This window comes from Streptomyces sp. NPDC001480, from assembly GCF_042894725.1.
Classification (GTDB): domain Bacteria; phylum Actinomycetota; class Actinomycetes; order Streptomycetales; family Streptomycetaceae; genus Streptomyces.
The window spans coordinates 267,327-284,437 of sequence record NZ_JBIAVX010000007.1; the positions used below are offsets into that span (position 1 = coordinate 267,327).

Annotated in this window: 16 protein-coding genes; 3 read left to right on the forward strand and 13 right to left on the reverse strand. The window is 70.9% G+C overall.

Going from position 1 to position 17,111, the window contains the following annotated elements; genetic code table 11:
- Positions 1–138 precede the first annotated feature (138 nt).
- Entirely contained in the window at positions 139–1,962 is a 1,824-nt protein-coding gene (locus tag ACFY01_RS19385; protein WP_390736926.1) for an ABC transporter permease/substrate binding protein, read from the reverse strand.
- Positions 1,955–3,049 carry a glycine betaine/L-proline ABC transporter ATP-binding protein gene (locus tag ACFY01_RS19390; RefSeq protein ID WP_390736927.1) on the reverse strand — a complete coding sequence of 365 codons (1,095 nt, stop codon included), beginning with the start codon at positions 3,047–3,049 and terminating at the stop codon, positions 1,955–1,957. The genes ACFY01_RS19385 and ACFY01_RS19390 overlap by 8 nt, the downstream gene beginning before the upstream one ends.
- Before the next feature lie 143 nt (positions 3,050–3,192).
- Here ACFY01_RS19390 and ACFY01_RS19395 point away from each other — a divergent pair, with 143 nt between their 5' ends.
- The 3 genes from ACFY01_RS19395 to ACFY01_RS19405 all read left to right on the forward strand — a co-directional run bounded on the left by ACFY01_RS19395 (position 3,193) and on the right by ACFY01_RS19405 (position 6,106).
- Positions 3,193–4,098: a 5'-3' exonuclease H3TH domain-containing protein gene (locus tag ACFY01_RS19395; RefSeq protein ID WP_390737105.1), complete on the forward strand. Its 906-nt coding sequence runs from the start codon at positions 3,193–3,195 to the stop codon at positions 4,096–4,098.
- Between the two features lie 135 nt (positions 4,099–4,233).
- Positions 4,234–5,079 (forward strand): siderophore-interacting protein, encoded by an 846-nt coding sequence (locus tag ACFY01_RS19400; protein WP_390736928.1) that lies wholly within the window; start codon positions 4,234–4,236, stop codon positions 5,077–5,079.
- A gap of 73 nt (positions 5,080–5,152) precedes the next feature.
- On the forward strand, positions 5,153–6,106 hold the full coding sequence (locus tag ACFY01_RS19405; protein ID WP_390736929.1) for an RluA family pseudouridine synthase: 954 nt from the start codon (positions 5,153–5,155) through the stop codon (positions 6,104–6,106).
- Between the two features lie 5 nt (positions 6,107–6,111).
- On the opposite strand, the gene ACFY01_RS19410 is transcribed toward ACFY01_RS19405, so the two are convergent.
- The 11 genes from ACFY01_RS19410 to ACFY01_RS19460 form a co-directional block, all read right to left on the reverse strand.
- Complete coding sequence (locus ACFY01_RS19410) at positions 6,112–7,596, reverse strand: cytochrome P450 (RefSeq protein WP_390736930.1); 1,485 nt, start codon at positions 7,594–7,596, stop codon at positions 6,112–6,114.
- A gap of 50 nt (positions 7,597–7,646) precedes the next feature.
- Positions 7,647–8,267, reverse strand: coding sequence for an ATP/GTP-binding protein (locus ACFY01_RS19415; RefSeq protein WP_390736931.1), 621 nt, complete (start codon positions 8,265–8,267; stop codon positions 7,647–7,649).
- Positions 8,248–8,658, reverse strand: coding sequence for a DUF742 domain-containing protein (locus ACFY01_RS19420; RefSeq protein WP_390736932.1), 411 nt, complete (start codon positions 8,656–8,658; stop codon positions 8,248–8,250). Before ACFY01_RS19420 ends, ACFY01_RS19415 begins: the two co-directional genes overlap by 20 nt.
- Positions 8,655–9,062 (reverse strand): roadblock/LC7 domain-containing protein, encoded by a 408-nt coding sequence (locus tag ACFY01_RS19425; protein WP_132853723.1) that lies wholly within the window; start codon positions 9,060–9,062, stop codon positions 8,655–8,657. Before ACFY01_RS19425 ends, ACFY01_RS19420 begins: the two co-directional genes overlap by 4 nt.
- Positions 9,059–10,687, reverse strand: coding sequence for an ATP-binding protein (locus ACFY01_RS19430; RefSeq protein WP_390736933.1), 1,629 nt, complete (start codon positions 10,685–10,687; stop codon positions 9,059–9,061). Before ACFY01_RS19430 ends, ACFY01_RS19425 begins: the two co-directional genes overlap by 4 nt.
- Positions 10,688–11,107: 420 nt before the next feature.
- On the reverse strand, positions 11,108–13,960 hold the full coding sequence (locus tag ACFY01_RS19435; RefSeq protein WP_390736934.1) for a DEAD/DEAH box helicase: 2,853 nt from the start codon (positions 13,958–13,960) through the stop codon (positions 11,108–11,110).
- Between the two features lie 84 nt (positions 13,961–14,044).
- Positions 14,045–14,989 carry a twin-arginine translocase subunit TatC gene (gene tatC / locus ACFY01_RS19440; protein ID WP_390736935.1) on the reverse strand — a complete coding sequence of 315 codons (945 nt, stop codon included), beginning with the start codon at positions 14,987–14,989 and terminating at the stop codon, positions 14,045–14,047.
- A gap of 47 nt (positions 14,990–15,036) precedes the next feature.
- Positions 15,037–15,318, reverse strand: coding sequence for a Sec-independent protein translocase subunit TatA (gene tatA / locus ACFY01_RS19445; protein WP_390736936.1), 282 nt, complete (start codon positions 15,316–15,318; stop codon positions 15,037–15,039).
- A 256-nt stretch (positions 15,319–15,574) separates the two neighbouring features.
- Positions 15,575–15,769 (reverse strand): hypothetical protein, encoded by a 195-nt coding sequence (locus ACFY01_RS19450; RefSeq protein ID WP_390736937.1) that lies wholly within the window; start codon positions 15,767–15,769, stop codon positions 15,575–15,577.
- A gap of 10 nt (positions 15,770–15,779) precedes the next feature.
- A complete protein-coding gene (locus tag ACFY01_RS19455; protein WP_390736938.1) occupies positions 15,780–16,073 on the reverse strand; it encodes a hypothetical protein in 294 nt (97 codons plus the stop codon).
- A gap of 46 nt (positions 16,074–16,119) precedes the next feature.
- Positions 16,120–17,109: a helix-turn-helix transcriptional regulator gene (locus ACFY01_RS19460; protein WP_390736939.1), complete on the reverse strand. Its 990-nt coding sequence runs from the start codon at positions 17,107–17,109 to the stop codon at positions 16,120–16,122.
- Between the last annotated feature and the right edge of the window lie 2 nt (positions 17,110–17,111).

Below are 17,111 nucleotides of genomic sequence, written 5' to 3' on the forward strand. Positions count from 1 at the left end.
GCTGTGTGGTTGGCCGGATTCTTTCCGTAGGTGGGCCCGGGCTCGTTCCGTCCACCGCGCCGTGTACGCCACGAGGGGTGGACGGCACCGGAACGGTGCTGCCCACCCCTCGCGCGAGCGGATCCGGGTGCTGTCAGGTCACCCGGCCGCCCGGCTCTTCGTCCCCTGGCCGGCGACCGGGGCCCACTTGTCGACCAGCCCGGGGTGCTGCTTCAGCCAGGTGCGGACGGCGTCCTGCTCCTCGCCCTTGCCGGCCTTCTGGATCTGCGCCTCCAGGCCGGTGAGCTGCTGCTCCGTCATGGAGAAGTTCCGCAGCCACCTGCCGGCCTCGGGGTTGTCGGCGGCGAAGCCCTTGCGGGCGATGGTGTGCACGCCGTCGCCCTTGCCCCAGGCGCCCCGGGGATCCTGGAGCTTCTTCAGGTCGTAGTCGCTGTACGCCCAGTGGGGCGACCACAGGGTGACGACGACCGGTTGCTTCTTCGCGTAGGCGCGCTTGAGTTCGGCGAGCATCGCGGGGGTCGAGCCGTCGACGACCTCGTACGCGCCCGTCAGGCCGTACTCCTTGAGAACCTTGCTCTTGAGCAGGCCCATCATGCCGGCGCTGGGCTCGATGCCGATGATCTTCCCGCCGAACTCTGAGGCGTGCGCCCTGAGGTCCGCCAGGGAGTTCACGTCCTTCACGTACGACGGGACGGTCAGCTCCAGCGAGGTGGGGCCGTACCACTTGCCGAGGTCGTCGAGCTGCTTGCCGTACTTCTTCCAGTACTCGGCGTGGGTGGTGGGCAGCCAGGAGTCGGTCTGGAAGTCGAGCTGGCCGGTGGCGAGGCCGGTGTAGAGGGGGCCGGCGGCGTACTGGGTGGTGGTCACCTTGAAGCCGCGCTCCTCCAGGATCTCCTTCCACAGGTACGTGGAGGCGATGCCCTCGTCCCAGGGGATGTAGCCGATCCGGATCTCCTTGCCCCTGCCGACGTCCGTGCCGGAGGCCTGGGAGGTGCCGGAGGAGCCGAAGACCCCCATGCCGCCGGCCACCAGGGCCAGCACGACCACGCCGACGACCGCGACCGCCGGGCGCGGGCGGTGGGCCCAGACCCGGGTGCCGGTGGCCGCGCGGGCCTTCGCGGCGGCGCGGCGGCCGAGCGGGGACAGCTGGGTGCCGAGGGCACCGGTCACGCGGTCCAGGTAGATGGCGAGGACGACGATGCCGACGCCCGCCTCGAAGCCGAAGCCGATGTCGAGCCGGCCGATGGCCTCGTTGACGGCGCCGCCGAGGCCGCCGGTGCCGACCATGCCGGCGATCACGACCATCGACAGGCCCAGCATGATCACCTGGTTGACGCCGGCCATGATGGTCGGCAGCGCCAGCGGCAGCTGGACGCGCAGCAGGATGTCGCGGGGCGAGGTGCCGAACGCCTCGGCCGCCTCCACCAGCTCGGCGTCGACCTGCCGGATGCCCAGCTCGGTCATGCGGACACCGGGCGCGAGGGCGAAGATCAGCGTGGCGATGACGCCGGCGGCGGTGCCCAGGCCGAAGAAGAGGATGGCCGGGATCAGCAGCACCATCGACGGCATGGTCTGGAGCAGGTCCAGGACGGGGCGCACGGCCGCGCTGACCGCCTTGGAACGGGCGGCCCAGATGCCCAGCGGGACGGAGATCACCAGGGCGATCACCGTGGCGACGAGGACCAGGGCGAGCGTGGACATCGCCCGGTCCCACAGGTCGAGCGAGTCGACGAGCGCGAACCCGGCGAAGGCGAGGACTCCCGCGACCAGCCCGCGCAGCCACCAGGCGAGCACCGCGAGGATGCCCGCCAGGAGCAGCGGCTCGGGTGCGGTCAGGACGGCGTCGATGCCGTCGTACATGCCCTCCACGACCGCGCGGATCGCGTCGAACAGCCAGGACAGATGGGCGACCAGCCAGTCGACGCCGGAGTCGACCCAGTCACCGAGGTGGAGCCTAGGCACCGGCGGTCACCTTCTTCGTCTCGTCCTGCCCGCCGCCGCAGACGGTGATCTCGTCCCGCTCGTCGAACGCGTCGCCGAGGAAGCCGACGAGGCGCTGCCTCGGTACGACGCCCACGAGCGTGCGCGCGTCGTCGCGGACCGCGACCGGGTGCGGGAGGCGGGCGCTGAGCGCGCACAGCTCGGTGAACGGTGTGTCCGGCGTGGCGGACGGACAGCCGCAGTCGGCCTCGTCGCCGCGCAGCTCGGTGTCCATGACGGCGGCGGCGGTCAGGACGCGGGAGCGGTCCACGTCCTTGGTGAAGGAGGCCACGTAGTCGTCGGCGGGACGGATCAGGATGTCCTCGGCGGTGCCGGTCTGCACGATCCGGCCGTCGCGCATGACGGCGATCCGGTCGCCCAGGCGCATGGCCTCGTTGAGGTCGTGGGTGATGAAGACGATCGTCTTCTTCAGGGTCTGCTGGAGCGTCAGCAGCTGGTCCTGCATGTCGCGTCGGATCAGCGGGTCGAGCGCGCTGAAGGACTCGTCCATCAGCAGCAGCTCGGCGTCGGTGGCGAGCGCGCGGGCCAGGCCGACGCGCTGCTGCATGCCGCCGGACAGCTCGTCCGGCCAGGAGTCCTCCCAGCCGGCCAGGCCGCACAGGGCGAGCGCCTCGTCGGCGCGGCGCTCGCGCTCGGCGCGGGGCACGCCCTGCACGGCGAGGCCGTAGGCGGCGTTGTCGCGGACGCTGCGGTGCGGGAAGAGCGCGAAGTGCTGGAAGACCATGCTGATCTTCCGTGCGCGGACCTCGCGCAGTTCGCGGTCGGTGAGCGCGGTCAGGTCCCGGCCGCCGAAGCGGACCTGCCCGGCGGTCGGGTCCAGCAGACCGTTGAGCATCCGCAGCAGGGTGGACTTGCCGGATCCGGACAGGCCCATCACCACGAAGATCTGACCGGAGTCCACGGTGAAGGAGGCGTCGATCACGGCGGCGGTGGTGCCGTCGGCGCGCAGCTCCTCCCGGTCGGCTCCCCGCCGCAGTCTTTCCACTGCCTGGTCCGGTCGTCTGCCGAACACCTTGTACAGATGCTCGGCCTCAAGGCTGGCTGACACACGTACCTCTCGTTGAAAACAGCAACTATCTCCGCTCGGAGGCGGCGCCTGCCCAAGTGCCCCGGAGGCAAACACAACAGTGGCCCAGTTCACAGACCCGCCCGCCCGGTACGGCATGATGGCGAGGCGTGACCGGACGACTGATGCTCCTCGACACCGCCTCCCTCTACTTCCGCGCCTACTTCGGCGTGCCGGACTCGGTGAAGGCACCGGACGGCACGCCGGTGAACGCCGTGCGCGGGCTGCTGGACTTCATCGACCGGCTGGTGAAGGACCACCGGCCGGACCGCCTGGTGGCGTGCATGGACGCGGACTGGCGGCCCCGGTGGCGGGTCGACCTCATCCCCTCCTACAAGGCGCACCGGGTCGCCGAGGTGCACGAGGCCGGGCCGGACGAGGAGGAGGTCCCGGACACGCTCTCCCCGCAGGTGCCGGTCATCGAGGCCGTCCTGGACGCGCTCGGCATCGCGCGGGTCGGGGTCGAGGGGTACGAGGCGGACGACGTCATCGGCACGTTCACCGCGCGCGCCGAGGGCCCGGTCGACATCGTCACCGGCGACCGCGACCTGTACCAGCTGGTGGACGACGCCCGCGGGGTGCGGGTGCTGTACCCGCTCAAGGGCGTCGGCACGCTCCAGCTGACCGACGAGGCGTGGCTGCGCCAGAAGTATGGGGTGGACGGCAGCGGGTACGCGGATCTCGCGCTGCTGCGCGGCGACCCGAGCGACGGCCTGCCGGGCGTGCCCGGCATCGGGGAGAAGACGGCCGCCAAGCTGCTCGCCGAGTTCGGCGACCTGGCCGGGATCATGGCGGCGGTCGACGACCCCGGGGCCAGGCTCACGCCGTCGCAGCGCAAGCGACTGGATGAGGCCCGCCCGTACGTCGCCGTCGCGCCGACGGTCGTCCGGGTCGCCGCCGACGTCCCTCTGCCGGACGTCGACACGGAACTGCCGCGCGCGCCACGCGACGCGGCGGGGCTGGAGGAGCTGTCGGCGCGCTGGGGACTGGGCGGTTCCCTCCAGCGGCTGCTGACGACGCTCGGGGCCTGACGCGCACGACGGCCTCGGCCTGCCGGGGGTGCCCTCTCATCCTGGTCTGAAGGAGGGGGTGTTTACTTGCCCCGGATGCTAACTTAGGCGAACCTAACCAATGGAGCGCCCAACCAGTGGAGCCGGGAGGCCGTCATGGCAGAACGTCCGGGACGCAAGCCGCGGAAGCCCTATTCCGCCCAGGTCGTGCGCACCGAGCGACTGACCCCGCACATGCAGCGGGTGGTGCTCGGTGGTGAGGGTCTGGCGGACTTCGCCGCGGACACCTGCACCGACCACTATGTGAAGCTCCTGTTCCCCGCCGAGGGCGTGACCTATCCCGAGCCCTTCGACGTGGAGCGGATCCGTGCGGAGTTCCCGCGCGAACAGTGGCCGGTGACCCGGACGTACACGGTGCGCGCCTGGAATCCCGAACAGCGCGAGCTGGCCCTGGACTTCGTGATCCACGGCGACGAGGGCCTGGCCGGGCCGTGGGCGGCGCGCGTCCAGCCGGGCGAGACCGTGCGCTTCATGGGTCCTGGCGGGGCGTACGCGCCGGACGTGAGTGCCGACTGGCATCTGCTCGCCGGTGACGAGAGCGCCCTGCCGGCGATCGCCCGCTCCCTGGAGGCGCTGCCCGAGGGCGTCAGGGCCCACGCCTTCGTGGAGGTCTCCGGACCCGAGGAGGAGCAGAAGATCGACTCCGACGTGGCGGTCGTCTGGCTGCACCGTGGCGACCGGCCGGTCGGCGCGGCGCTGGTCGAGGCGGTGCGGGCGCTGGAGTTCCCCGAGGGGCGGATGCACGCCTTCGTGCACGGCGAGGCGGCCTTCGTGAAGGAGCTGCGCCGGCTGCTGCGCGTCGAACTCGCCGTCCCGCGCGAGGACCTGTCGATCTCCGGCTACTGGCGTCTGGGCCACAACGAGGACGGCTGGCAGGCCTCCAAGCGCGACTGGAACGCGCGCATCGAGGCCGAGCAGGAGGGCGGCGCGGCCGCGGCCTGAGCCGGACGCCTCGCGAGTGGCGGCGGCAGGCGGGGACCCGGCGTCCGGGGCCGGCGCCTACGCTGGTGCCCTGATGAGACGCAAGACCCGCACCCCGCCCTCGCCCCTGCCGCAGCGTAACGGGGTGGATCCGGTGCGGGTGCGGCTGCCGCTCGACGGGGCGTGGGCCACCGTGGGTGAGCATCTGGTCGAGCGGCTCAGCGGGGCCGCCCCCGGGATGGTCGCGGGGATGCTGGACGCGGGACTGGTCGTCGATGCGGACGGTCGGCCGGTGGCCGCAGACGCCCCGTACGAACCGGGGATGTACGTGTGGTTCCACCGCGAGCTGCCCGACGAGGTTCCCGTGCCCTTCCCGCTGGAGGTCGTGTACCGGGACGAGCGGATCGTCGTCGTGGACAAGCCGCACTTCCTCGCCACGACCCCGCGCGGCAGTCATGTCGCCGAGACCGCCCTGGCCCGCCTCCGGCGTGAACTCGGCCTGCCGACGCTGACGGCGGCGCACCGTCTGGACCGGCTGACGGCAGGGCTGGTGCTGTTCACGGTACGGCCCGCGGACCGCGGCGCCTACCAGTCGCTGTTCCGCGACCGGCAGGTGCGCAAGGAGTACGAGGCGGTCGCCCCGTACGTTCCCGGGCTGGCCCTGCCCCGGACCGTGCGCAGCCGGATCGTCAAGGAGCGCGGGATCCCGGCCGCGCAAGAGGTGCCGGGCGAGCCGAACGCGGTGACCCTGGTGGAACTGGCCGAGCACCGTGAGCGGGACGGGCTGGGCCGGTACCGGCTGGTCCCTGCCACCGGCCAGACGCATCAGCTGCGGGTGCACATGAGCTCCCTGGGCGTGCCCCTCCTCGGCGATCCGCTGTACCCGGAGGTGACCGGCCCCGTACCGGCCGGCGACTTCCGGCGTCCGCTGCAACTGCTCGCGCGGAGGCTGGAGTTCACCGATCCGGTTACGGGGACGGAGCACCGCTTCGTCAGCGGCCGGGTGCTGCGAGCCTGGTCGTCGCCCGCCGAGTGGGCCGCCGGGTAGGCCGGTCAGTGGCCGCGCCACCACCTCTTGAGGCGCTGCCACACGCCGTCCCGGCGGGCCGGTTCGGCGGGCGCGGGAGCCGGCTGCGGCGGGGTCGGCACTTCGGCTTCGGGGGCGGGGGCCGGTACGGGCTCGGTACGGGTGGTGCCGACCTGCCAGGTGGCGCGCTGCGGCGGGATCGGCGCGGGGCTGGGCTTGAGCATCACGTCCTGCTGCGGCTTCGGTTCAAAGCGCACCGGCAGTTCCACCAGGTGCCGTGAGGCGATCGACGACCGCCAGCGCAGCTCCTCCTCGGCGCAGTCGAGCTGGACGTCCGGCAGCCGGGTCAGCAGTGCGTCGACGCCGACGTCGGCGATGGCACGGCCGATGTCCTGGCCGGGGCACTCGTGCGGGCCGCCGCCGAAGGCGAGGTGGGAGCGGTTGCCCTGCATGTTGGCGGACAGGTCGGGGCGTACCCGCGGGTCGACGTTGCCCGGTCTGGGGGCGAACAGCAGCCCGTCGCCCCGGCGGATGCGCTGGCCGCCCAGCTCGGTGTCCTGCTTGGCGAAGTAGCCGAGGACGGCGCTGAACGGCGGCTCGTCCCACAGGGACTGTTCGACCGCTTCGGGCACCGTCATCTGCCCGCCGTTGAGCTGGGCGCGGAAGCCCGGCTCGGTGAGGACCATGCGCAGCGCGTTGCCGAGCAGGTTGGTGGTGGCCTCGTAGGCGGCGAAGAGCACCAGGCGCAGGTGCTCCCGGACCTCGTCGTCGGTCAGCCCGGCCGGGTGGGTGATGAGGTGGCTGGTGAAGTCCTCGTCCGGCCGGGCACGGCGGCGGCTGGTGAGCCTGCTGAGCGCGTCCATGACGTAGGTGTGGCTGGCGATGGCGGTCTCGGTGCCCTTGAGCGCGTCGCGGGCGGCCTGCACCATGCGGCCGTTGTACTCCTCGGGCATGCCGAGGATCTCGCACATCACGGCCATCGGCAGGTGCTCCGCGAACTGGCCGACCAGGTCGGCGCGGCCCTCCCCGCAGAACTCGTTGACCAGCACCTGGGTGTAGCGGCCGATGTGGCGCCGGATGCCGCGGTGGTCGATGGTCGACATGGCGCCGGTGACGGCCGCCCGCAGTCGCTGGTGCTCGTCGCCCTCGGCGTGCGAGCAGATGGGCTGCCAGGCGATGTGCGGCATCAGCGGGTGGTCGGGCTTGACCATGCCCTCCGCCAGCGGGGTCCAGATGCGGCTGTCCCGGGTGAACTGCGAGGGGCTGCGCACCATGTGCAGGTTCTCGGCGTGTCCGAGGACCACCCACATCGGCACGTCGTCGTGCAGCAGCACCGGTGCCACGGGGCCGTAGTCCGCCCGCAGCTTGTCGTACAGCTCGCCCAGGTCGTCCGCGTCCGGGCCGTACAGCCGGTGCAGTCCCCCGGGCCCGACGCCGTGCGCGGGGCAGCCGGGGGGCGGGCCGAGCGTGGGATCGTCCGTGCCGGCCGGGGAGTGGGGTTCAGGCGTCACAGTGGTCGCTCCGAGGGATGGATCCGGGGGTGGGGAAAGTCGCAAGGGGGTCAGGTGAGGGCGCCGGTCATGGCGAGCGAGTGCAGGAAGCGCATGAGGGTCATCAGCGTGTCGCGGCTGGAGGCCCGGCGGCGCGCGTCGCACTCGATGATGGGGATCTCCGGCGGCAGGTCCAGCGCGGTGCGCAGTTCATCGACGGGGTAACGGGGTGCGTCGGGGAAGGAGTTGACGGCGACGACGAAGGGCACGCCGCGCTCCTCCAGTCGCCCTATGACGTCGAAGCTGACTTCCAGCCGGCGGGTGTCGATGAGCACGACGGCGCCGAGGGCGCCTTCGAAGAGGCCGTTCCACAGGAACCAGAAGCGCTCCTGGCCGGGCGTGCCGAAGAGGTAGAGCACCAGCTTGTCGGTGATGCTGATGCGGCCGAAGTCCATGGCCACGGTGGTGGCCGTCTTCGTCTCGGAGCCGTAGTTGTCGTCGACACCGATGCCGGCCTGGGTCATGGTCTCCTCGGTGGTCAGCGGTTTGATCTCACTGACCGAGCCGACCATGGTGGTCTTGCCGACTCCGAAGCCGCCGACGATCACGATCTTCACCGCGGCCTGGGCCGTGTGCGGCAGATGATCCGCGGTCCGTGGGCCCGGGATGGTGTCAGAGCTTTTGAAGTCCATGCATCACCGCTTCGAGGAGTGAACGGTCGGGCAGCGCCTGGCGGACGATCGGAACGCGCGCCTGCACCAGTTCGGCCGTGATCATCTCGGTGATCAGTACGGTCATCGCGCTGAAGGGCAGATTGAGGTAGGCCGACAGTTCGGCCACGGACAGGGGGGCGGTACAGAGCCGGAGCAGCGCCGCCTGCTCGGGCGGGACGGAGGGCGGTGGGTCGGCGCGCGCCACGATTAACGTCACCAGGTCCAGCTCGGCGCGTCCCCCGTCGGCGGAGCCGGTGATGACGTACAACCGCTCGGGGTTCTTCTTGGCCCCCGTCGGCTCGCCCGCCTCGGGGGGTTCCGGCAGTGGTTCCGGTTGCGGGAGTCGCCGTCTGCGTCGCGGAGGAGTCATACGGTCTGCCCGTTCCGCCGGGGCGGACTGGTGAGATGGGCGCCGATGCGGACGACGAGGTCGCGCATCATGCCGCTCATCCGGCCCGGCTCGCACACGACGTCGGCGAGGACCGCGAGGTAGGCGTTGGCGCCCGCGGCCATCAGGTAGAAGTAGCCGCCGTCGATCTCGATGACGACCAGCTTCATGTCGCCGTCGCTGCCGGGGAGTTCCTGGGCAACGGCGCCGGCCAGGCTCTGCACGCCCGCGCAGGCCGCGGCGACGCGGTCAGCGGCGTCGGGGTCGCCGCCGTAGCGGGCGATGCGCAGGCCGTCGGCGGAGAGCACCACGATCATCTCGATGCCCGGTACGCCGTCGGCGAGCTCCTTGAGCATCCAGTCGAAGTTCGCTCGCTGCTGGATCACTTGAGGTCCCCCTCCTCGTCGGCCTCGGTGTGGTGGGTGGTGGCCGAATCGTTGATCAGGTGCAGGTATGCGGTCGGGTTCCGCGTGAAGTCGGTCGGGTGGCCCGGGTTGTCCTTCTTGAGCCCCTCCCAGAAGGCCTCGACCCACAGTCCGGGTTCGCGGTCGTCCTTCTTCTTCTCGGGCTCGGGGCCGGGCTTGTGCTGCGACCAGATGGTGGGCTTGCCCTCGCGTTCGGCCTGCTCGATGGCGGCCTGTTCGGCGAGGCGCTGGCTGAGCGGGATCTTCATCCTGCTGCGGCGCTGCGGCAGGCCGCCGGCGGTCCACTCGGTGACCTCGGGGACGTCGTCCTCCATGGAGATCCCGGCGGGGATGCGCGGGCTGGTGGGGCGCCGCTTCTTGGGAGCGCGCTTGGGGCCCTCGAGTGCGCCGAGTTCGGCCTTGGGCACGGCGGTGGCGCCGATGCCGTGGGCGAGGCCGGGGGCCGGCTCGGTGGTCATCATGCTGCTGGGCACGATGAGGACGGCGCGGACGCCGCCGTACGCGGAAGCGCGCAGCGAGACCTGCATGTTGTACGTCGAGCACAGTCGGCCGATGACGGCGAGGCCGAGACGCGGGGTGGTGCCGAGGGTCTGGAGGTCGACGCCCGCCTTGGCCGCCTCCAGCATGTTCTCGATCCGGGCCCGGGCCTCCTCGTTGAGGCTGACCCCGGCGTCCTCGATCTCGATGGCGACGCCGGTCTGCACCTCGGTGGCGGTGACGTGCACCTTGGTCTGGGGCGGCGAGTAGCGGGTGGCGTTGTCGAGGAGCTCGGCCGCGGCGTGGATGACCGGCTCGACGCAGGTGCCCTTGATGTTCACATGGGCGATGGAGGCCAGGTCGATCCGGCGGTACTCGAGGATCCGGGACATGGCGCCGCGCAGCACGCTGTACAGCGCCACGGGGTTGGGCCACTGACGGCCGGGGCGGCCGCCGCCGAGGACGGAGATGGAGTCGGCGAGGCGGCCGATCAGCGCGGTGCCGTGGTCGATGCGCAACAGGTCGTCGAAGACCTCGGGGTTGCGGCCGTGGTCCTCCTCCATCTCGCGGAGTTCGTTGGCCTGCTGGTGGACGATGGCCTGGACGCGGCGGGCGATGTTCACGAACGCCTGCTGTGCCGCGTCGCGTGCCGTCTCCTCCTCGTCCACGACCTTCAGCAGGGCCTTGAGCAGGTCGCGCAGGGCGTCGGGCAGGTGACGCAGTTCCGGGTCGGCGTCGAGGACCTTGCGAACCACCTCTCTGGGGGATTCACCGGCGCGCAGCCGGTACAGCGCGGTCGGCACGATCTCCGTGCGGAAGCGGAGGAGATCGGCTTCCTGGGCGGCGAGGCGCCGCTCCAGATACGCGGTGTGACGGGCGTGTTCCGCCCGCGCCTCACGGAGCTTGCGACCGCGGCGCACCGCTTCCACCGCCGCAGCGATCACCAGCAGTGTGGCGACGGCGCCGCACAGGCCGACCGCGGTCCGGGCCGGCGCCGCGACCACGGCGACGGCGGCTCCGGTCGCCGCGGCCATCGATATGGCCGGCAGCAACAACACGCGTACGTAGGACAGTTCGCGGCCACCGGGAGGGGATTGAACACTCACCATGTATGCCTCTGTGACTAATCGGCGGGGTGTCGGGGGAGATGACGGAGGGAAGATTCCTGGAGCAGTCAGGATCTTCGGCATCTTTGGGAACAGACGCACGAATTCACCTCAACTCGGTGCGCCGCGGGCGAGCTTAGTCCGACCGGATCATCGCCGTGTCATATTCGGCGAGCACCTGAAATCGCCCACGCCACAGGAGTACGCTCGGACCCATTTGCACTCTGCGCCAACAATCGCACACCGAACGTAGCCAAGGACAGGCGTGCGAAGATAACTCACCGTAACGAGTGAAGAGCCGTCCGAGCGGTGACGAATCCCGGCTAGGCCGACAGCAATGTCCCCGGCTTCCCGTGCGAGCCGAGCGCACAGGAAGCCGGGGACATCACCTCGTACAGAGGCCGGCACCCGCCGGCCGGTCCGTCACCCCACGGACGAGTAGGCCACCACGCCGCGCAACAACTGATCGACCGCCTTGCGCGCGGCCTTCGCCACCGTCGAGCCCTCCACGGGCGAAGCCGCCGAGATCTGCCCGAGCACGTCGATCACCTGCTTGCACCACCGCACGAAGTCCCCCGCCGGCATCTCCGCCTCGCGCAGCACCTCGTCGAGCCCCTTGCCGCTGGCCCACATGTACGCGGCCCAGGCGAAGCCGAGGTCGGGCTCGCGCTGGCCGACACCCTCGGTCTGGGTGATCCGGAACTCCTCCTCCAGAGCGTCCAGCCGCCCCCAGATCCGGACCATCTCGCCCAGCGCCGCCTTGGCCTTGCCCGACGGCAGCTTGGGCGCCATCGCGTCGTCGCCGACCCTGGCCTCGTACACCAACGCCGACACACAGGCGGCGAGTTCGGCGGGTGCCAGGCCCTCCCAGACGCCCTCGCGCAGGCATTCGCTGGCCAGCAGGTCGAGTTCGCCGTACAGCCGGGCGAGCCGCCTGCCGTGCTCGGTGACCTCGTCGGCACGCAGGTAGTCCAGCTCGGTCAGCAGGGCGACGATCCGGTCGAAGGTCCGCGCGATGGTGTTCGTACGGCCTTCGATCCGCCGCTCCAGCTGCGAGGTGTCCCGCAGCAGCCGGTGGTACCGCTCGGCCCAACGGGCGTGGTCCTCACGGTCGTTGCAGCCATGACACGGATGCGCGCGGATCGCCGTGCGCAGCCGTGCGATCTCGCGGTCGTCGGCGGCCTGCGAGCGCTTCTTGCGGGCGCGCTCCGCCGGGATGTGCCCGGCCTTGGTGCGCAGCGCGGAGGCGAGGTCGCGACGGGACTGCGGTGAGCGGGGGTTGAAGGACTTCGGGATCCGCATCCGCTCCAGCGGCTCGACCGGCACGGGGAAGTCCATCGACGCCAGCCGCTTGACCTGCCGCTCGGCGGTCAGCACCAGCGGGCGCGGACCGTCGTGGTGTTCGAAGCCGCGGTGGCCGTTGGACCGCCCGGCGGGCAGGCCCGGGTCGAGCACCAGCGCCAGCCCCGCGTACTTGCCCGTCGGCACGTGGATGACGTCGCCCGGTTTGAGCTTCTCCAGGGCGACGGCGGCCTCGGCACGTCGCTGGGACGCGCCCTGCCGGGCCAGTTCGGTCTCCCGGTCCTTCAGTTCGCGGCGCAGCCGCGCGTACTCGTCGAAGTCGCCGAGGTGGCAGGTCATGGAGGCCTTGTAGCCCTCCAAGCCCTCTTCGTTGCGCTGCACCTGCCGGGAGATCCCGACGACCGACTTGTCGGCCTGGAACTGCGCGAAGGAGGTCTCCAGCAGTTCGCGCGAGCGGTGCCGGCCGAACTGTTCGACCAGGTTGACCGCCATGTTGTACGACGGCTTGAAGCTGGAGCGCAGCGGGTAGGTGCGCGTGCCCGCGAGGCCCGCCAGGTGCTCGGGGCTCATGCCGCGCTGCCACAGCACGACCGCGTGGCCCTCGATGTCGATGCCACGGCGACCGGCGCGGCCGGTGAGCTGGGTGTACTCGCCCGGGGTGATGTCGGCGTGCTGCTCGCCGTTCCACTTGACGAGTTTCTCCAGCACGACCGAGCGGGCGGGCATGTTGATGCCCAGCGCGAGGGTCTCGGTGGCGAAGACCGCCTTGACCAGGCCGCGGACGAACAGCTCCTCCACGACCTCCTTGAAGGTCGGCAGCATGCCCGCGTGGTGGGCGGCGATACCGCGCTCGAGGCCCTCCAGCCATTCGTAGTAGCCGAGGACGTGCAGGTCCTCGGTGGGAATCGACGCCGTGCGCTCCTCGACCAGGGCGCGCACCTTTTCCCGCGCCTCCTCGTCGTTGAGGCGCAGGCCCGCGTACAGGCACTGCTGGACGGCCGCCTCGCAGGCGGCGCGGCTGAAGATGAAGGTGATGGCGGGCAGCAGGCCCTCGGAGTCGAGCCGCTCGATGACCTCGGGCCGGCCCGGCGTCCACACCCGCGAACGCTGCCTGCGCTCCCGTTCCCGGTCGGCCTCGCGCATGGCGCGGCCCCGCCTGCGGTCCTGGTACGACGGACGGCTGGCCTCCATGCGGGCCAGCCGTGTGAGGTCGGGGTTGACGGCCTTCTTGTGGCCCTCGCCCTCCTCGAACAGGTCGTACATCCGGCGCCCGGCCAGTACGTGCTGGAACAGCGGCACGGGCCGGTGCTCGGAGACGATCACCTCGGTGTCGCCGCGGACGGTGTCCAGCCAGTCGCCGAACTCCTCGGCGTTCGACACCGTCGCAGACAGCGACACCAGGGTCACCGACTCGGGCAGGTGGATGATCACCTCCTCCCAGACGGCCCCGCGGAAGCGGTCGGAGAGGTAGTGCACCTCGTCCATGACCACGTACCCGAGGCCGAGGAGGGTCTGCGAACCCGCGTACAGCATGTTGCGCAGCACCTCGGTGGTCATCACGACCACCGGGGCGTCCGGGTTCACGCTGTTGTCGCCGGTCAGCAGGCCGACCTTTTGTGTGCCGTAGCGGCGGCACAGGTCGGAGTACTTCTGGTTCGACAGCGCCTTGATGGGTGTCGTGTAGAAGCACTTCTTGCCCTGCTGGAGGGCGAGGTGGACGGCGAACTCGCCCACGATCGTCTTGCCCGAGCCGGTGGGGGCGGCCACCAGCACGCCCTTCCCCGCCTCGAGTGCCTGGCAGGCCTCGATCTGGAAGGGGTCGAGGCCGAAGTCGTACATCTCGCGGAAGGACGCGAGTGCGGTGGCCTGCTCGGCTGCCCGCCTGCGGGCTGCCGCGTACCGCTCGGCCGGTGAGAGGTCCTCTGTCATCGTGCATTCGAGGTTACCGGGCCCCACTGACAACAGGACGATCATTATCCGGAACGTGGGACAACCACAACGAGCGGTGCCCGCGTCCCCTGAGGACGCGGGCACCGCTCGTGAGCCGGTGAAGGCAGGTCAGGTCACGTCGTCATATCCGTTGACCCGGTCCGGGCCGGCCTGCTCGGGCACCGCCCGGCCCGCGGAGACCGGCTCGACCTCGCCGATGTCCTCCGGGGTGAGGTCCAGCTCGGAGGCCTCGTCGTCGCCCGGTCCCGCGGCCTCGCGTCGCGCCCGGCGCCGGTCGTTGAGCAGCGCGATGGCCACGGCGATGAAGTAGAGCCCCCAGATCGGCGCCGCCAGCGCCAGCATCGTCATCGGGTCGGGGCTGGGTGTGGCCACGGCCGCGAAGACGGTGATGCCGATGACCATGCCGCGCCACCAGCCCAGCATGCGGCTCCCGGACAGCACGCCGGTGAGGTTGAGCATGACCAGCAGCAGGGGCATCTCGAAGGCGAGACCGAAGACGACGATCATGCGGGTGACCAGGTCCAGCAGATCGTCCAGCGGCAACAGGTTCTCGGCACCACTGGGCGTGAGGTCGATCATCACCTTGGCCGTGGTGGGCAGCACGTGGAACGCGAGGTAGCCACCGGCGAGGAAGAGCGGGAAGCCGAAGCCGACGAAGGCGTAGGCGTACTTCTTCTCGTTGCGGTGCAGACCCGGAGCGACGAACGCCCACAGCTGGTACAGCCAGACAGGCGACGCGAGCACGACACCGGCCATCAGGGCGACCTTCAGGGCCAGGGTGAACGGTGCCAGCAGGCCGCTGACGGTGATGTGCGCGCAGTGCGCGTTCTTGACCTTGGCCAGTTCCCCGAAGGACTGGTCACAGCCGATCTCGTCGAGCAGTGGCCTGGTGATGACATCGATGATGTCCCTGTAGAAGAAGGCCGCGACGATCGTGACAACGAGGATCGCCAGGACACCCTTGGCAAGCCGGTTGCGCAGCTCACGCAGGTGATCCGCGAGCGGCATCCGGCCCTCGGGATCCCTCTCCTTTTTGCGGGCGGACTTGGGCAACCCACATCCTCATCTCGTGCAACGGACCGGATCCCCCGGTCCTCGCGTCAGCGCTGGGTCGTGTCCGTCGGCTCGTTGACCGGGCGGGAGCTGGTCACGTCGCCGGGAGCGGCCTGGATCGTGCGCTGGGCGGGAGCGGGCTCCTCGGCGGACTCGGCGGTGGAGGACTGCTTGCCCTCCTCCTTCATCGCCTTCGCCTCGCTCTTCAGGATGCGGGCGGACTTGCCCAGCGAGCGCGCCATGTCCGGCAGCTTCTTGGAACCGAACACGAGGAGGATGACCACAACGAGGATCAGCAGGTGCCACGGCTCAAGTCCGTTGCGGAACATAAATCTTCACCTTCTCACCGAGGCGGGGCGACGGGCCTGTCCGACCAGTCGGACACATGTCCGAACATCGTGCTGACAGCGATCGTAACGCCCGGGGGTGAACGTGGAACAATCCCCGTGCGTATTCCTGCTCTGCGGACCGTGCCTCGTAGCCGGACCACGACCAGCAGGGTACCTGCCGCAGCCGTCCGCGTGACAGGGCGAACTGACCCAAAACGCTTGCGTCTCAACACTCACAGGACCGCCACAGCGGCCCTCACAGCGAGTCGACAGCGCGGGCGGCGCTCGCGGACGCCCGCTCCAGGTCCTCGGCGGCCCTGTTGATACGGCTCGCGGAGTCCGTGACCTGCCTGCCGAGGCGCTGCGCCTCCAGGAAGACCCGGACCGCCAGCACACCGAGGACGGCAAGTCCCAGGAAACCCACAGCTACCGCGAACATCGGCCAGAACATGACGCCGAGCCTAGACGGTGGAGTGCAGCCGCAGGGTCCTGACCCCGCCCCCGGTCAGCAGCTCGACGATGCGCTCCCCCGCGGGCTTGCGGACCGACACGCCGCACTCGGGGCAGGTGAAGGAGTAGAACGTCGTACGGCTGCTGGCGCCGATCGCCAGGCGCAGGGCGCTCGCGGCGAGCTCGAAGCGGCCCCGGCAGTCCGGGCAGCCCGCCTTGAACACCACGGGGACCACTCTCTTCATCCCGGCGAACGCCGCCGCGACCGTCATGTCCCGCGCACCGGACCCCGCAGACTCGCTCAAAGCCCCAGCTCCTCTTTTCCTGGTGGTCCGCCAAGAACAGCACTCGTCACGCCTGCGGCGCGTCGTACGCCACGAGCGCCTCGGTCGCCGCCTGGCGGGCGCTGGCGGCCAGCTCGGGCGGCGACACGATCCGGCCGTCGCGGCCCAGCCGCAGCGCCAGGCGTCTGAGCGATGCCGGATCGGGGGTGCGCAAGGTAATACGCAGTCCGCCGTCGGGAAGCTCATCCGCGCTGTCGTGCGGGTAGTACTCGGCCACCCAGCGGCCGCCGGGGCCGACCTCGACGACGACCTCCGGGTCCTCGGCGGCGGGCTGCACCAGCGCTTCGGACAGGTCCCGCAGTTCTATCTCGGGCGGCGCCGACGGCTCGTCGAGAATCCTGATCTCGGCGACCCGGTCGAGCCGGAACGTACGCCGGGCCTCGGAGCGGCGGCACCAGGCCTCGACATAGGTGTGGCCGACGCTTACCAGGCGGATGGGGTCGATCTCGCGCTCGGTGACCTCGTCCCGGGCGGGCGAGTAGTAGCGGATCCACAGCCGGCGGCGCTCGGAGATCGCCCGGTCGACGTCGGCGAAGACACCGCCCTCGGACTCGAACGTCACCGACAGCCGGGCACTGGCGCCGGCCGCCTCGCCGGCCGCGGCCTCCACCTTGGCCGTCGCCCGCAGCAACGCCTGCCGGTCGCCCTCCCGCAGACCGGGCAGGGTGGCGACGGCCCGGGCGGCCACCAGCAGGGCGGTGGCCTCGTCGGCGGCGAGCCTGAGCGGCTCCGCGGCCTCCGCGCCGAGCGCCGCGGGGTTGTGCCACCAGATGCGCTCGCCGTCGGTGTCGATGTCGAGCAGGTCGCCACCGCGGAAACTGGTGCCGCACATGGGCAGCACGTCGAGGTCCGAGACCAGCTCGTCCTCGGTGATCCCGAAGGCGCGCGCCACGTCCGCGACCCGGGCACCGGGACGCTCACGCAGATACGTCACCAGGGAGAGCATCCGCCGGGTCTGGTCGATGGCGTTCACGGACCTGACCGGTTTGCCTGCCACTG

Excerpts from the sequence above, each read along its gene's own strand:
- ACFY01_RS19430 (WP_390736933.1), bottom strand. The coding sequence starts at position 10,687 with ATGGTGAGTGTTCAATCCCCTCCCGGTGGCCGCGAACTGTCCTACGTA.
- ACFY01_RS19405 (WP_390736929.1), top strand. The coding sequence starts at position 5,153 with ATGAGACGCAAGACCCGCACCCCGCCCTCGCCCCTGCCGCAGCGTAAC.
- ACFY01_RS19400 (WP_390736928.1), top strand. The coding sequence starts at position 4,234 with ATGGCAGAACGTCCGGGACGCAAGCCGCGGAAGCCCTATTCCGCCCAG.
- tatA (WP_390736936.1), bottom strand. The coding sequence starts at position 15,318 with ATGTTCCGCAACGGACTTGAGCCGTGGCACCTGCTGATCCTCGTTGTG.
- ACFY01_RS19395 (WP_390737105.1), top strand. The coding sequence starts at position 3,193 with ATGCTCCTCGACACCGCCTCCCTCTACTTCCGCGCCTACTTCGGCGTG.
- ACFY01_RS19415 (WP_390736931.1), bottom strand. The coding sequence starts at position 8,267 with ATGGACTTCAAAAGCTCTGACACCATCCCGGGCCCACGGACCGCGGAT.
- ACFY01_RS19435 (WP_390736934.1), bottom strand. The coding sequence starts at position 13,960 with ATGATCGTCCTGTTGTCAGTGGGGCCCGGTAACCTCGAATGCACGATG.
- ACFY01_RS19450 (WP_390736937.1), bottom strand. The coding sequence starts at position 15,769 with ATGTTCTGGCCGATGTTCGCGGTAGCTGTGGGTTTCCTGGGACTTGCC.
- ACFY01_RS19420 (WP_390736932.1), bottom strand. The coding sequence starts at position 8,658 with ATGACTCCTCCGCGACGCAGACGGCGACTCCCGCAACCGGAACCACTG.